13 protein-coding genes, 1 pseudogene and 1 CRISPR repeat array are annotated in these 16,212 nt (G+C 32.5%); of the genes and pseudogenes, 6 read left to right on the top strand and 8 right to left on the bottom strand.

Features of this window, described 5'->3' with window-relative positions; translation table 11 throughout:
• From IW492_RS08605 to IW492_RS08580, 6 genes and pseudogenes are all read right to left on the bottom strand, one after another.
• Positions 1–383, bottom strand: a pseudogene (locus IW492_RS08605) (IS30 family transposase); the annotation flags it as partial.
• A gap of 345 nt (positions 384–728) precedes the next feature.
• A CRISPR array of direct repeats spans positions 729–2,808; the repeat unit is 36 nt; unit sequence GTTTTAGAGCTATGCTGTTTTGAATGTCTCCAAAAC.
• 114 nt (positions 2,809–2,922) lie between these two features.
• Positions 2,923–3,588: an MgtC/SapB family protein gene (locus IW492_RS08600; protein ID WP_202067204.1), complete on the bottom strand. Its 666-nt coding sequence runs from the start codon at positions 3,586–3,588 to the stop codon at positions 2,923–2,925.
• A 52-nt stretch (positions 3,589–3,640) separates the two neighbouring features.
• Positions 3,641–4,468: a carbohydrate ABC transporter permease gene (locus IW492_RS08595; RefSeq protein WP_202067203.1), complete on the bottom strand. Its 828-nt coding sequence runs from the start codon at positions 4,466–4,468 to the stop codon at positions 3,641–3,643.
• A gap of 8 nt (positions 4,469–4,476) precedes the next feature.
• Entirely contained in the window at positions 4,477–5,346 is an 870-nt protein-coding gene (locus IW492_RS08590; RefSeq protein ID WP_202067202.1) for a carbohydrate ABC transporter permease, read from the bottom strand.
• A 19-nt stretch (positions 5,347–5,365) separates the two neighbouring features.
• The gene (locus tag IW492_RS08585; protein ID WP_202067201.1) at positions 5,366–6,634 is read right to left on the bottom strand and encodes an ABC transporter substrate-binding protein; all 1,269 of its coding nucleotides are present in this window, start codon (positions 6,632–6,634) and stop codon (positions 5,366–5,368) included.
• The gene (locus IW492_RS08580) at positions 6,618–7,478 is read right to left on the bottom strand and encodes a glycerophosphodiester phosphodiesterase family protein (RefSeq protein ID WP_202067200.1); all 861 of its coding nucleotides are present in this window, start codon (positions 7,476–7,478) and stop codon (positions 6,618–6,620) included. Before IW492_RS08580 ends, IW492_RS08585 begins: the two co-directional genes overlap by 17 nt.
• 212 nt (positions 7,479–7,690) lie before the next feature.
• Here IW492_RS08580 and IW492_RS08575 point away from each other — a divergent pair, with 212 nt between their 5' ends.
• The gene (locus tag IW492_RS08575) at positions 7,691–9,832 is read left to right on the top strand and encodes an extracellular solute-binding protein (protein ID WP_202067199.1); all 2,142 of its coding nucleotides are present in this window, start codon (positions 7,691–7,693) and stop codon (positions 9,830–9,832) included.
• A gap of 931 nt (positions 9,833–10,763) precedes the next feature.
• Here IW492_RS08575 and IW492_RS08570 read toward each other — a convergent pair.
• On the bottom strand, positions 10,764–11,351 hold the full coding sequence (locus IW492_RS08570; RefSeq protein WP_202067198.1) for a TetR/AcrR family transcriptional regulator: 588 nt from the start codon (positions 11,349–11,351) through the stop codon (positions 10,764–10,766).
• A gap of 218 nt (positions 11,352–11,569) precedes the next feature.
• Here IW492_RS08570 and IW492_RS08565 point away from each other — a divergent pair, with 218 nt between their 5' ends.
• From IW492_RS08565 to IW492_RS08545, 5 genes are all read left to right on the top strand, one after another.
• Complete coding sequence (locus IW492_RS08565; protein ID WP_229441662.1) at positions 11,570–12,304, top strand: ABC transporter ATP-binding protein; 735 nt, start codon at positions 11,570–11,572, stop codon at positions 12,302–12,304.
• Entirely contained in the window at positions 12,301–12,987 is a 687-nt protein-coding gene (locus tag IW492_RS08560; RefSeq protein ID WP_202067197.1) for an ABC transporter permease, read from the top strand. Before IW492_RS08565 ends, IW492_RS08560 begins: the two co-directional genes overlap by 4 nt.
• Positions 12,988–13,012: 25 nt before the next feature.
• The gene (locus IW492_RS08555; RefSeq protein WP_202067196.1) at positions 13,013–13,240 is read left to right on the top strand and encodes a hypothetical protein; all 228 of its coding nucleotides are present in this window, start codon (positions 13,013–13,015) and stop codon (positions 13,238–13,240) included.
• Positions 13,241–13,265: 25 nt separating this feature from the next.
• Positions 13,266–13,469: a hypothetical protein gene (locus tag IW492_RS08550; protein WP_202067195.1), complete on the top strand. Its 204-nt coding sequence runs from the start codon at positions 13,266–13,268 to the stop codon at positions 13,467–13,469.
• A gap of 460 nt (positions 13,470–13,929) precedes the next feature.
• Positions 13,930–15,168 carry an MFS transporter gene (locus tag IW492_RS08545; RefSeq protein WP_202067194.1) on the top strand — a complete coding sequence of 413 codons (1,239 nt, stop codon included), beginning with the start codon at positions 13,930–13,932 and terminating at the stop codon, positions 15,166–15,168.
• A gap of 56 nt (positions 15,169–15,224) precedes the next feature.
• On the opposite strand, the gene IW492_RS08540 is transcribed toward IW492_RS08545, so the two are convergent.
• The gene (locus tag IW492_RS08540) at positions 15,225–15,986 is read right to left on the bottom strand and encodes a 4'-phosphopantetheinyl transferase family protein (protein WP_202067193.1); all 762 of its coding nucleotides are present in this window, start codon (positions 15,984–15,986) and stop codon (positions 15,225–15,227) included.
• Positions 15,987–16,212: the final 226 nt, after the last annotated feature.

Raw genomic sequence — 16,212 nt, 5'->3', positions numbered from 1 at the left:
TTCGTTTTCCTTTCAACGGTAGGAAGGAACAATCAAAGAGACCTTTTCTAAACATCCGATAGAGGGTTCGAATCGAGCAGTCAATCGGAAACTCACCACGACCAATCAGAACATCTGGCGTCCCCTTGAGTTACTTTTGTCTGAATATAGTCTTTTTGTTCATCAGGTAAAACAATGGACCGACGACCACAACGGGATTTGTGCGCCTTGTATTGTTGGTAGTATTCGAGCGCAGTATGTCCAGCTGCTAGAAAATGATACACCTTATAGATGGTTTGACGAGCATGTCCTAAGCGTTTAGCAACTTGTACAACAGGTTGCTGGGTATTGAAATAAGATTCTATTAAAACTAGTTCGTCTGTAGTAAGATGAGTATAGGTCATTTGTCTTCACTCCTTATAATTCTTTCGACGGAACTATTTTGAGTGTAGCACAAATGACTTATTTAGTTGTCTAGCTTAATTTTACTATCGGCGAAACTAAAAAGCCTTACTTGAAAGCCCATATAATCACTTGTTTTTTATTTGAACGTCCCTTTTTAATCAGAGCATTTTTTATGATGAAGATTATTTTCTTTACCATGATGATAAGGTATAATAGTAAGTGAAGGTATGTGATCCTTGAGAATTGAATAATTAAGTAAATAATTTTGAAGCATTCAAAGCAAGAATCTTGCTAGGATGAATAGTGCGATTACGAAATTAAGTGAAAAAAATTTTTTCTACGAGGTTTTAGAGCTATGCTGTTTTGAATGTCTCCAAAACTTTTACAAAAATTGGAAGCTGGTTAGAGTAGTTTTAGAGCTATGCTGTTTTGAATGTCTCCAAAACAAGATGCGCTTCCTGTTTGTTCCAAAGACTGTTTTAGAGCTATGCTGTTTTGAATGTCTCCAAAACTGGGAATTTCGTTTGGTATAACAGTGAAGTGTTTTAGAGCTATGCTGTTTTGAATGTCTCCAAAACGCTGGAGCAGATCCCATCGAAGCTTGAGCAGTTTTAGAGCTATGCTGTTTTGAATGTCTCCAAAACCGGGGCTAGTTTGGGCGCTGCGATCGCTTCGTTTTAGAGCTATGCTGTTTTGAATGTCTCCAAAACATTTGTTAAAGGTAGGTGAAAACAGTTGGTGTTTTAGAGCTATGCTGTTTTGAATGTCTCCAAAACCAATACAAAACCGAAACAAACAGCGTAGGAGTTTTAGAGCTATGCTGTTTTGAATGTCTCCAAAACTGCAGTCATAACAGCCGCCCGCATTGCTGCGTTTTAGAGCTATGCTGTTTTGAATGTCTCCAAAACCAGAAATAAGTTTCACTGGCTATTCTGGTGGTTTTAGAGCTATGCTGTTTTGAATGTCTCCAAAACCAATCGATCTTGAACGTTTAACAGGTAACTGTTTTAGAGCTATGCTGTTTTGAATGTCTCCAAAACAACATACACGACAAGCATTCCTTCCAATATGTTTTAGAGCTATGCTGTTTTGAATGTCTCCAAAACATTGTTCGGTGTCGGAGATCAAGCCCGTAGGTTTTAGAGCTATGCTGTTTTGAATGTCTCCAAAACTAGCGTATTCGTATGATTGCTTTCTTAACAGTTTTAGAGCTATGCTGTTTTGAATGTCTCCAAAACAAAGGCAAGTGTCAATGCATCTGCGATATCGTTTTAGAGCTATGCTGTTTTGAATGTCTCCAAAACATCATGTTGAGCTAATGCGTGCAACATTGCGTTTTAGAGCTATGCTGTTTTGAATGTCTCCAAAACGTCAGGCAATAAAAAGATATTGGACCGGCTGTTTTAGAGCTATGCTGTTTTGAATGTCTCCAAAACGCTTTAATCATTTTCTCCATCTTCTCCTAAGTTTTAGAGCTATGCTGTTTTGAATGTCTCCAAAACATACTCGACAAGGTGGACGTTTCGGACGTAGTTTTAGAGCTATGCTGTTTTGAATGTCTCCAAAACTATCTGGTGTATCTATAACGTGTATAGAATGTTTTAGAGCTATGCTGTTTTGAATGTCTCCAAAACTATAACATAGTGTACTATGCTTATATGGATGTTTTAGAGCTATGCTGTTTTGAATGTCTCCAAAACGAAGCGCCTGGTGTACGTGATCGGCTACCCGTTTTAGAGCTATGCTGTTTTGAATGTCTCCAAAACAATTGGTATGTCAGCCACCATGAAGTTGTTGTTTTAGAGCTATGCTGTTTTGAATGTCTCCAAAACAGACTTTTTCTGATTAAGTCATATTGTAAAGTTTTAGAGCTATGCTGTTTTGAATGTCTCCAAAACAGACTTTTTCTGATTAAGTCATATTGTAAAGTTTTAGAGCTATGCTGTTTTGAATGTCTCCAAAACACTTGATTCATGTTTGAATCGAAAACGTTGTTTTAGAGCTATGCTGTTTTGAATGTCTCCAAAACAGACTTTTTCTGATTAAGTCATATTGTAAAGTTTTAGAGCTATGCTGTTTTGAATGTCTCCAAAACACTTGATTCATGTTTGAATCGAAAACGTTGTTTTAGAGCTATGCTGTTTTGAATGTCTCCAAAACTCCAACAAAACCGTCGCGCAGCCAGTTAATGTTTTAGAGCTATGCTGTTTTGAATGTCTCCAAAACCTGTTATAGAATTCTTAGTAAGTGTATTCAGTTTTAGAGCTATGCTGTTTTGAATGTCTCCAAAACCGACATTGCCGCGCTGGTCCTCAGTCGGATGTTTTAGAGCTATGCTGTTTTGAATGTCTCCAAAACAATATCTGTTTTCTTGGTTAAATTAATACCGTTTTAGAGCTATGCTGTTTTGAATGTCTCCCAAATTAATACTATAGACGAATTTGCAAATGGATAATTTTTCTTCTTACTTATTTAGCATAAAAGTCCCTCCTGCAACTAAATAAGAGGGACGTGGGATTTTGAAACCAAAAATGAAATTTAATTTAAAACATCAACTAAACGTATTTTGGTAATATTTTTAAAGAATGACAAATCTTCAATAATCTCAGCATATGTTTTGTTATTAGGGATGGATATTCCATACACATTTTGGTATATTTTATAGTCTTCGTATATTTCGACGTTAAAAGTAACTTGATTTATTTCAATATTATTTTCATCAAAATATTGTATAAGGAATTCTTTAGTTTGCTGTCGATGCACATATTGTACTTCTAAGTTTTTTCTAGTGGGCACTTTTATAAATTTTGAAATGAATATGAGTGAAAAAAGAATTAATATAAAACTTAATGCAGCGATTTTATAATACCCCATACCTATCGCAATACCTAGTGCTGATACTGTCCACATAGTTGCAGCAGTTGTCAATCCGACAACATTTTTTTTGGTTACAATTATTGTTCCTGCACCAAGAAAACCAACTCCGCTAACAATTTGGGCAATTAATCTAGATTGATCAAATTTTATAACACTTATTAACGAACTATCTAATCGAATTAAGTCTATTGCATCGTAACAAATTTTTAATTGTATTAAACTGATTATAGTTGCTCCCACACAAACTAAAACATGGGTTCGAATCCCAGCAGGTTTATTTTTTCTTTCTCTTTCTGATCCAATTATGCCGCCAAAAATTAATGCCATAACAAGCCTTAATAAGATATCTGTATCATTCAGGTTAATTCACCTACTTTATCTATTCTTTAACCCCGCCTTGCATAATTCCACCTAGGATATTTTTTTGGAAGAAAGTAACCATTATTAAAAGCGGCATAACTGTGACTAATGCGGCAGCTGAAACAATACCAAAAGGAATTGTATTGTCAGTTTGGTAGAGAGTCATACCAACGACCACTGTTCTTGCCGATTCAAATTGATTTAGAACTTGTGATAGTAAATAATTATTCCATGCGCCAATAAATACCAGGATACTTAAAGAAAAGAAACTGGATTTAAGAAGCGGAAAGATAATTCTAAAAAGTGTTTGAAATAGGGTAGCTCCATCAAGCTCAGCGCTTTCTTCAATTGAAATAGGGATTTCTTTTATTGCTGCAGTCATAAACCAAATGATCATAGGTAAATCTAAAACAGCTATGATTAATGATAAGCCGATTCTTGAATTCAAAAGACCGATTTGGCTATACATTTTAAAAAGTGGATTTATAAGTGTTATGGTTGGTAAAAGAGAAATTGCTAAAATAAAAAGTAAAAAAACTTTTTTTAATTTTATCTCATACCTAACTAAGCCATAGGCAGCTAACACACCAATAAACATTGCAATAGCTACTGATAATAAAGAAACAATTAAGCTGTTAGCCATATAGGTGAATAAAGGTTGTCTAGAAATAGCTTGTAAATAGTTATCTAATTGAAAAGATGATGGTATAAGTGTGGGAATCAAACTTGATAATTCACTATCTGTCATAAAAGAAGTAGAAATTAAATAAATCATAGGGAAAACCATTATAAATAGATAAACGATTAACATAAAGCTTCCAATAATTTTTTTTGCATCAGATTTCATAATATTCATCACTCCAATCTTGTTTTTAAACTACCAGAAAAGATCATGCTAATCATAATCGCAACAATAAGCATTATAATTGATAGTGCTGAACCATATCCGATATTACCATAGTTGAAGTAAGTTTTAATTGCATACATAGAAACAGTTTCTGTACTCCCGCCAGGTCCCCCATTAGTCATAGCTACAATTAGATCATATACTCTCAAAGAAGATATGATTCTAAATAGAATGGTGACCATCATTGTAGGTTTAATCAGTGGGAGGGTTACATTAATAAATTGTTGTATTTTGGTAGCACCGTCTATTTCTGCTGCCTCATAGTAGTCTTTAGGAATAGTCACAAGACCAGAGAGTAGCAACAATGACATATAGGGAGTGTTTTTCCAAATATCTGCAAGTAGTATTGCTAATTTTGCAAGGTTCTCAGTACCCAACCAATTGATGTTGGAATTAATTAAATTTAAAAAATCTAAGATGTAGTTTATAACTCCATTTTGTGAAAAAAACTGTGCCCAGATGATACCTGATACAATTGTAGGAATAGCCCAAGGAACTAGAACTGAAGCACGTACGGAATTTTGACCTTTAAATGGTTTATTCATTAACATAGCTAACAACATACCTATAACAAGTTCAATTGCTACAGAGATAAAAGTAAAAATCAGTGTCCAGATTAAGGTTTTAATGAAATGCTCATCAGTAAATGCTTTAGCATAATTTTCAAGTCCAACGAATTGTTTTCCTAATGATGCTAATTGAGTTCTTTCATTGAAGAAACTATCAACAAATGTTTTAATGGTTGGATATAAAATTAAACAACAAATTAGAATTAAACTTGGCAATAGTAAGAAATAACCCGTTCTTTTTTTTCTCATATGCGCTCCTCCTCGTTGCTTAATTTAATAAAGCTTTGACCTGCTCAGTGATTTGTTTGGCTCCATCGTTCACAGATTTCATATCAGATATTACACTATGAGTTTCTAGCTGAATAATTCCTGATAATTCGGAATAAAATGGTGTCAATGGGCGAGGTTTAGAAGTTTCCAGAGGTTCTAAAACTTCAGGCAAATAAGGTGTTATTGCTAATACATTTTTATCCTTAAACATTTTTGTGATTGTTGGTACAATAGTTGCAACTTCATTTGAAAGTTTTTGACTATCGAAATTCGCTCTGTATTTTGCGAATATTGCAGCAGCCTCTGTATTTTTAGAGTATTTTGAAACCATTGTTCCCCATCCGCCTAATGTACCACCAGCAGGAAGAGAAGTTATGGATACATTGTTGCTGATTTCTGATTGAGCTTCATCAAGAAATATAGAATAACCACTTAACCAATCTCTGCTGAATACTGCATTTCCTGAAGAAAAAATTTTTCTAGAAGCAGCGGTATCAAATGTTTGCATTGCTTCGGTCCCCAATTGATTGTTGGTGATATATTGTTTCATTCGAGTCAACGTTTCTCGGACCTTTTGTTCTTCTAAAGAACTTTTTCCATCTTTCGTAAGAACCTCTCCGCCAGTTTCCCAATACATTTCTAAAAATGCGCTAGTTAAACTTTCATTTTGCATCCAGTAAGATACAAATCCAGATAATTCAGGGTTTCCTTCTTTTTCTACAATTTCAATTGCTGTCTTTTCTAATTCATCCCATGAACTAGGGACCTTTTTATTATATTTATCAAGTAAATCTTTTCGATAGTATAGAGCTCCGGTATCAGCCATGAAAGGTAGACCATATAAATTTCCATTTACTTGAAAAGGGCTTAAGCTTGATTCTAGGTATAATGAACTTTCTTCTTCGGCTATATATTCATCGAGAGGTAATACCCAATCAGCAGAAATGAAAATAGAAGGCCAAGTAACGTCAGCCGCAAAAACATCAATTGACGAATCACCTGATTGTAGTACGGTATTGATGGTCTTTAATCTGTCATTACTAGAGTCTGGCAGTTCAACATAATTGACTTTGATGTTGGAATATTCTTTTTCGAACGCATCTACAATTTTAGACTCATTGTTATCTTTGTCAGGTCGACCATAATAGTTTATTTTTACAATCTCATCACTAGAATTAGAATTTTTTTCACCAGTTTTGTTAGTTGAACAAGCACCTAATGTCATAAACGCAGCTGTCATAAGAAATCCTTTAAATATCTTTTTCATTAATCTCTCCTCTTTCTTTTATATAATCTGATAGAAGCAGCGGCCAATCTGTTTGAATAATATCGAAATTTCTATCAATTAATTTTCCCCACCCTTTGTCTTTAGAAACTAAGACCGAAGTATCATCATCTAACCCGCCAGCAAGAATAGTATCATCATTTACGTTTAATGCATTTACCCAAAGAAATAAATTTTCATTGTGACATTGTTTAATAAATTGTTTAGAAGCCAGAGGACTGGTTATGTCATCAAAAATTATTTCTAGACCGAGCAAATTTACTCTTTTTTTATATTTGTTAAGTATATCTATACAGTTTTGTGTCTTTATGATAGCCATAAAATTAAGTGTTGGAGCAATTTTTGAAAGAAGTTCTAATATTTCGCTTGTTGCTGGTGCCTTTACAATAACTTTATTTGAAAAATTATTCTTAACAATATAATTTAGGAATTGTTCCCAATAAAACCAACTTCTGTCAACAGTGATAATGGTTTCTTCAGAAAGTTCATTTACTAAATCTTTAAAATTTGTAATTCTTTGATCTACTAAATCAAATGTACTATTTCTGAGTTTGAGTCTCGTGATTTCAGCTGAAGTCATTGATTCAATTGAACAGTCGAATCCAAAGACTTTCTTTTCTTGTCCTGTGTGGAACATATAAAAGACATCATCTTTTGATTTTGCAATATCTGTTTCAATAATCTCAGCATGTTGAACAATTGCATTTTTATATGATCTCATAGTATTTTGGATGATATTGCCTCCTTCAGTACCTCTATGAGCGGCAATTATGGGACAGCCCTCCTTTCTTTTTTTTCGTAAACGTCTAACTAATTGGTCAACCAAAAAAATTCCCTCCTCCTTGTAACTGCTTACATTCTAAAAGAAAAATTGGTACGTGTCAATACTTAAAGTGTTTTTATAAATACATTTTCTATTTTGAATTAATAAATAGATATTGGAATTTATTTCTATATTTTTGACACGTTCAAAAATATAGATTGTTAATGATTATAGTGTATAATGGGAGTATCAATAATTTAAAAGGACGGGGCTCTATGGTAACTATTAAGGATATAGCAAAGCAAGCGGGAGTATCTCATGGAACAGTATCCAATGTATTAAACAATAAGGGCAATGTAAGTGTAAAAAAAATTAAATTGGTCAAACAAGCAATAAAAGAATTGGGCTATATTTCTAATGAAAGCGCTAAACTATTGAGAAAGGGAGCAACGAATACAGTGAGTCTTATTGTTCCAAATACTATTGAGACACATTATAGTCAGTTTCTCAATGGCATTAGAAATACAATTGATAATTCAAAATATAGATTACAAATTTTTGATACTCTTGATCGCCCTGAAAAAGAAAAAGAAATTCTTGAGAATATGGCAATAGAACAGAACAATAGTGTCATTTCAATAAGTTCCTTAAAGAGTGTTAATTTTTATGAAGAAATATTACCAAAAGAAACTAATGTAACCTTTGTGGTAAGAAAACCTCAAAAGGCAATAAAATATTTCGGTTTTAATTTTGAACAAGCATTAGAAGATATGAAGATCTATTTTGAAAATATTGATAAAAATAAAATTGCTATTGTTTTGAATGAATCTTTTAATCCTTTTGAAAAATTTATTGTGGATGGACTTGTCAATTGTGGTCTATTTAACAGTGCAAATATTTTTTGTTCTTCCGTTTCAAGATTACAAAAAGATATTTTTTCAATTGTACAGACTGAAAAGTTTTCTCATTTTTTTTCTGCAGATTCAAGTATTGGCAGTATTGTAAAAGATGCACTAAATTTTGTTGGTTCTGATGAAAAATTTATTGTTTCTATTTCAGGAGATGATGGGAAAATTAAAAATCCAAAACATTTAACTTATTTTTTAAACTATTATGAATTAGGTGTTGAGGTAGCCAAACACACTTTCTTTGAAATGGAATCATGGTCCGAGGAAAATATTGTAGAATGTGTAGGTTTTTTAAATAATAATCAAGTAGTTCCTTTGGGTAGAAAAAAAGCAAATATTTCCTTGTTGTCTGTACCAAATCCAACTGTAAAAGCTATTAATAGAATCAAAACTAATTTTGAAAAAAGAAGCTCTGCTGAGCTAAATATAGTTGAAACAGCACCAGTTGGATTTGAGCAAAAATTGCTATATTCTTCAGAGAGATACGATTTAATTAGAATAGATGTTGCTCAATTTTCAATGGAGGGGCAGAGGTCATTGCTACCTTTAAGAGGTCTTTCAGATGATTTAAATAAGGTAATGGATAAATTATTAAATAATGGCTATCATAAATTTATGACTATAGGAAATAAGGTGTTAGGTTTACCATTAGATCCGAGTTCACAGGTATTATTCTATCGAAAAGATTTATTTGGTGACTCAATTGTTCAAAGAATGTATTTTGAACAATATAAATCGGAGTTAGAAGTTCCGAGGACGTGGAAGAAGTACGCTGAAGTGGCTGATTTCTTTAATAATCCTGAGAATAAGTTTGATATTTCCGCAGGCGTCTCAATGAATGCAGAAAATGTATCTATTATAGCTACAGATTTTTTTGGAGCCTACTATTCATTGGGAGGACAATTGAATTTTAATGATAGTACTAGTCTTTTAAATGTAGAAATCGCTGAACAAGCGTTGTATAGTTATTCTTTACTCAGAGAGGGGGCTTTGAATGAATTAGATTCATGGTGGACCAATGTAATTAATAACTTTATTAGTGGTAAAACGGCAATGTTAGTGGGGTACATGAACCATTTGTCAAGTATTGCTTCGGAATCTATTTTTTCTGTAACAGGCTATGCACCTGTTCCAGGAAATCGACCACTACTTGGCGGCGGAGTGCTAGGGATAAATAAAGAGTCAAAAAATATAGATGCGGCTATTGATTTTTTGTTATGGATATTTGAACATCAAGTTTCTAGAGAATTGACCAGACAGGGTGGAACTATTGCAACTGTAGAAGTTAACAAATTAGAAGAATTTTCTCAAACCTTCCCTTGGTTATACGATTCAGATAAGTTGTTGTATGGAGGAATAAGAGAGAATACTACAGAAAAAGGGGCTCCTGTTAATCTTAAAATTATCGAACACACAATAGGAACAATTTTGAAAGAAAAATGGAGAAAACATCCTAAAGAAGTAATACAGGAAATTAATCGAAGCTTATTAAAAAATACTTTTACTTAATTTATTATCCTGTTTTTATGATAATTATGTATTTTCGACTCATTTAACATAAGAGATGAGTGATCTTTATAGCTAAATCATAATAGGAAGTGGGTATTGTAGAATAATAAATCTAATATGCAGAGAATGATAGAGGAATATGACACTATAGAGAATCTATTGGAAGTATCTGAAAATTGCTATTCAAGTATTCCAATAGATAAAAGGTCAGTAATTTTTAAACAACTTATTTTTTATTTCTGAAAGGAAAGTAAATTCAGAAGATGTATATTTTTCTATAAAGTTGATGATTAATTTGATATTGCTATGCACGTCATATTCTAAAAAATTTTTTTAATTTCTGGAAGAATAAAGATATCAGCAGATATGAAGAGGTGTGTTTTTTTAACATTAGGTTTAATCAAGATAAAATAACAATAAAGAAGCTAATGAATGTGAGACAAGCTCTCCATCCATTAGCTTCTTAAAAGCACTCATCATCCCTAGTTGATAAAGAGGCAATTTTTTTCCGATTAATAAAGTTCTGTTTCAGATATAAAAAAAAGATTCAGTCACAGAGTTATCATTCGGATAACCTGATTTAGAAAAAGGGGAGTAAATATGATTATTATCTAATACTCGTCTAACTTCCTTAGAAGTGTACTGTGTTTTTGATCAAAATATAACATTAAAGATGCATTTTTTTAGATGAGAGCTTCCTTTTCTAATTGTACATTTCTTTTTTCGAAGCGCTTCAATTTAAGCGGTTAAGATGCAATCATTTTCTAATTTTAACCTCAGCATATTAGTTAATTTATTTGCTTAGACTATTGTATTTTTTGCAAAATTCTGTTTGATTTTTGTCAGAGTGATAAAGGGTAACAAGAGATTATTTGAATTTTTCATTATAGTGGGTGTATTTTGTTATAAAAGTATCTAGTCTGTTATATAGTTATTTAATTACGTTGTCAATCGTAGCGTTTAAAATAAATTCAAAAATCGATTCAAAATCTTCTGTTACTCGATCGCGAATAATGATGATGCTTAATAAAGTATTGATAATTTCAAATGCTTTTTTTTCACTTACTTTAAGTTTTAAGTTTGCAATGTCCAATGCTTCTTCAAAAAATTTCCAGTTATCCGTTTCAAGTTCAGCAATCAAATCCGGTGGAAGTTTACTAATGAAGGCAATAAAATCGGGATTTGAGAAATCATAAAGAAAAGGAGAATTCTTATACTCTTTGAATAGAAACTTCATTGCCTTGATGAAACCTTCTTTTGATGGAACGGCATATAGTATATTACGCCAGTTTGTCTTTAGTCGATCTTGTACCCTTTTCAATGTATCAACAAATAAGTCTTCTTTTGTTCCATATAATAGATAAAAAGCGCCAGTAGAAATGGACGCTTTAGAAGTCAGTTCAGCGATATTGGTTTTTTTATAGCCATTAATTCCCCAGCTTTTTTCACATTCCATACATAAAGTACTTCTTAGCTCTACTCTTTTTTCTTCTGAAAATCCTTTCGTACTTGTTTTCATTGGCAGCCTACTTTCTAAACCGTGAACTATTTAATATTTATATTCATAATTTTAAATTAAATTGAGAATTTGTCAAGCTTTTGCTATATAGTTTATCTTCTAAAATAATTGAATTTGAGGAAAGATGTTATGATGACTTGACAAAATAAATGATAGGCATTATCATGTGAATATAAAATAATGAATATTCATAAAAAGATATTCAGAACGAGGAATGAGTGAATGCTGAGTTGGACAATGTAATGGAAATCAAAAAGCTGAAAAAATCATTTGATAGTCAGATTGTGTTGGAAAGTATCACATTTTCTTTACAGAAAGGGATGATTTATGGCTTATTAGGCGCAAATGGTGCGGGAAAAACAACGATTATAAAATCAATTTTTAATCTCATAACACCGGACGAAGGAGAGATATATTTATTTAATGAAGCAGTGCCGCAATCGGTCGATCAATATAAAAAGATTGGCAGTATCATTGAAACACCAGTATTTTATGAAAATATGACTGTGGAAGAGAATCTACTTCTTCATTGCGACTATATGGGTGAACAATTCAAAAATAATATAGACAAAGTCTTAACAGAAGTCGGCTTATTCGATGTAAAGAAAAAAATGATTGATCAGTTGTCTTTAGGTATGAAACAGCGTTTAGGGTTAGGCAGAGCTCTTTTGAATGAGCCAGAATTATTGATTCTGGATGAGCCGATAAATGGATTAGATCCTGAAGGTATTATTGATTTTAGAAACTTGATTTTGAAAATCAATCAAACTTATGGAACAACAGTCTTAATCTCCAGTCATATTTTGGCCGAGGTTTTCAAAATAGCTGATACGATTGGAATTGTTTCACAAGGAAAGCTGATAAAAGAAGTTAGTAAAAAAGCTCTGGAAGAAATGGAGTTGGATATTGAAGAGTATTATCTATCACTAGTTAAGGCAGGGGAGCATGTATGACACACCTATTAAAAATCGAATTAAAGAAAATCAACTTAAAAAAACAGGTTTTTTCACTTCTCTTGATGAATATGATCGTACTGCTGCTTTCAATATTCACATCAGTATTACTTGCTGATCCTGCGAATGAAGGAGCCCCGGCAGCTGCAACAATGCTTTTGACAACTTCAGAGCTATCGATGTTGATTATACGAGCTGTTTTGATTGTATGGCAGGCGATTTTTATTGTTCAAATTATTATAGAAGAATATAAATCAAAAACGATTACAGTGCTATTTACATATCCATTCAGTAAGAGAGAATTGATTCTAGCTAAATTGGGGCTTATTTTTCTATTAACTGCTGCATTTTCTATTTTTTCAATCATGTTTCAGTCACTGAGTCTTTTTATGCTGAGTCATAATTTTTCTTTAGTTACATTTTCTTCTGAGAGTCTGTGGTCATTGATAATCGTACTTATTTCCAATCTTTTCCTAGGTTTTTTACCTCTATTTATTGGAATGAGGAATGTTTCGATTATTGCTACAATCATTTCATCTTTAGTCATTGTGGTTATTGGTTCTAACTCTCAAGCATCACCTGCTGGATTGCTGGGAGTTCCTGCAGTGTCACTGTTTTTAGGTACGGTGAGTGTTGCTTTGCTGAGTATTACCTATCGTTCCATGCTGAGAAAAGAAGTTTAAATTCAAAATAAAGGAGATTATTATTATGCCAACTGAACTATTTGACAATTCTTTCATCAAAATTCCTGATCAATCTGTTTTAATCTATGTATGGATTGGAACCATTATTTTGGGGGTTATCTTACTTGTTATTGGGTTGATTTTAGGTAAAAGAAATAAAACGAAAAATAAAACTGTTTCCAAAGTATTGATTTGGAGCGGTATAGTCATTGTTCTTGCCCAGGGGGCACAATTACTGACAAGTTTATTGTAAATAAAAGAGAAGGGAATGGGCAGGAATGGATCAAGTGACTCGTTTTTTTGAGAATATCGGACAAAGCTTAGGAATTAAGATTAAATTGCCGAAAGTAACGAATCAATATTTTATGATCAGTTTAGTCGTTATCATCGTCAGTTTAGCCTGTTTGAAATTCTCAATGATCTTTTTGATACCAGCTATTTTAGCAGGAGGGAACTTATTGTTAGTAAATAGAGAGTATTAAAAAAATAATTTTTGCTTTATGGGTTGGCAGTTTTTAGTTTGAAATAAACATAAAATAGCTGATTTTTGTACTAACTCATTAGGCTTTTTATTTAGCAGGCGACAATCTGCCTTTAAGAAGTAGTTGCAGGGCGGGGGAGTAACAATTTGCAGGCGACAAACAAAATTTTTTCGTCACTGTCAATCACTGCGATAGCGTGCTTATACTTGGCAACTTCAATTCCAACATAAAGTATGCGTTATGTTCCAGGTTCCCCAAGCCAATGCAACCTTGCGAAGAGTCAAGCGGTACGCTAGCAAACTTATTAATACTTTGGCAAGGAGCTGTGGTGTGGTTAGGGCTTCATGAAACTGGAGCTGTTGGAAAATAAATTACCCTACAGTGTTTACTGTCAGTATAAAACAATATTCAAGAAAGGAAAGTATATTTATCTGATTGATTTAAATATACAAGGAAAATTATGGAAATTGAACAACATGCAGTCTGGAGTAAAAATTTTGCATATATTATTACAGGGCAAACTCTTTCAGTTTTGGCAAACTCTGTGATGAAATTTGCACTATCGTTGTATATCTTGGATTTAACAAAATCTGCGGCTTTATATGGTACTTTGCTGGCTGTGTCAATTATCCCTACCATTATTTTTTCTCCAATCGGCGGTGTCTTAGCTGATAATTTTAATAAAAAAAATATGATGGTTCTTATGGATGGATTGTATGCAAGTATTGCAGCTTTGATCTATTTTGCGGTTGCTTCAGGAGCAAATATTACAATTATTGCTGTGTGTTTATTACTGATGTCTGTTGTATCGGCCTTTGAAACGCCGATTGTCCAATCAAGCATGCCTTTGCTGTTCAAACAGGAAAATTTATTAAAAGCGAATTCAGTTGTTAATCAGATTCAGTTGTTTGCAAACTTTGTTGGACCGATTCTTGCAGGTTTTTTATATAGTCTAATAAAGATCGAATGGATTTTTATCATTTGTTTATTTTTATTTTTGGGTGCAGCGTTTATTGAGTTATTTATTAAAATACCAATTCTAGCAGTCAAATTTGAAAATGGAGCGATCGCAACGGTTATCAAGGATTTGAAGGAAAGTTGGTTATTTATCAGAAAAGAAGAACCAGCAATTGTGAAAATCATTTTAGTATTAGGATCAATTAGTTTTTTTATTTCAGGGCTGCTGTTTGTTGGTATACCTTACATCATCCACATTATCTTAGGACTTGACAGTCAGTATTTAGGGATCAATCAAGGATTGATTTCTTTGGCCGGAATTATGGGTGCTGTAATGGTGGGGGTATTATCAACAAAATTAAACATGAAAAATAGCTATTTGATTGTTAGCTTGTCAAGCTTGCTGGTTATCCTTATAGGGCTTATTTTTATGATTGACATGCCCGCAACAGCAACCTTTGGTCTTTTTACCTTTGTAATTATGTTGCTACAAGCTTTATTTACATTATTTTCAATTTTTATTGTTTCCAATATTCAAGCAAGTACGCCAGTTCAATTGGTAGGAAAAGTCATGTCTTATGTGACAACACTAAGCTTATGTGCTCAGCCGCTTTCACAGGCAGTATATGGTATTCTCTTCGATATTTTTGCGAATTCCGTTTATATTTTATTTATAATCACAGGGTTAATCATGTTGCTGGTCAGTTATTTTTCTAAAAGCGTGTTTAAAAATTTAACGTAATAAAATAGCCAAAAAAGTACAATATTATGAATAGTCCTAAATGTCAGAGCATAACATTACAATTTATGTTCTGACATTTTTTTTATTAACTCTGTTAAGGATAAATAGTTTTCAACATGCTCATCAAGGAGCGAAGAACACAGGGCGAATTTATAATGATTTTCAATAGTGCAGGAGTAAAATTGAGCATCATTTGCTAATGGTTTTGAGAGTGAAATTATCTTTTCATTCAAATCAAATGAATAGGCATCTAACGGAATGGATAATCCTGCCCCGATTTTTTTCGTAAATGCTTCTTTTAAAGTCCAAATTGAATAAAATGCTTCAATTTCTTCCAGCTGGTTTTCTCTGGAATGAATGAATTGTTGCTCCTTAGTTGAAAAAAAAGAAGAGATACTTTTAAGATCAATTTTTTCCATACGTTCAATATCTATACCCACAGGTGAACTGCTGATTGAGCAGGCAATAAAGCCGCTGGAATGAGTTAGGTTAAAAAAAATATCAGGATGCGAAGCTAAAAATGGTTTTCCATAGTTTGATCTTGAAAAAGTTAAGTGATCTAGTGACAGGTGACAATGATTAAATAGCATGCAGCGCAATAAAATGCCGGCAGCAAGTGAGCGTAATTTATCATCTGAGAATTTAAATTTTTTGATCTGATTTTGTCTCTGTATATCAATTAAAGAATACCAATCAGACCAAGTATTTGAATCTAGTGAGCAATCAATTTTTAAATAATTTGTAATTAACATTAAGTACCTCGAATTTAAAAGTAATGAAATATAGATAAGTATATTTAACATTTTTATAGATGTCAACTACTATTTCAATTTGTAAATAGTATAAATATGAAAAATAATGATTTTTTTAATAAAAATAATGATATTTTTAAGATTAAATCGATAGAAAAATAGTTTGACATTTTGATGAAATTTTAATAGAATTTGAATTGAAATACATGAATATTCATGCGTTTTTATTCACATGTTTTCTGATAGAGTAGAAATGATTGGGTGTTTGTAATATTTTTTATTTTTGAAAAAT

The organism is Enterococcus sp. BWB1-3 (assembly GCF_016745275.1).
Taxonomy (GTDB): domain Bacteria; phylum Bacillota; class Bacilli; order Lactobacillales; family Enterococcaceae; genus Enterococcus_L.
The sequence above is the reverse complement of the archived record's forward strand: the minus strand, read 5'-3'. Positions and strand labels throughout refer to the sequence as shown.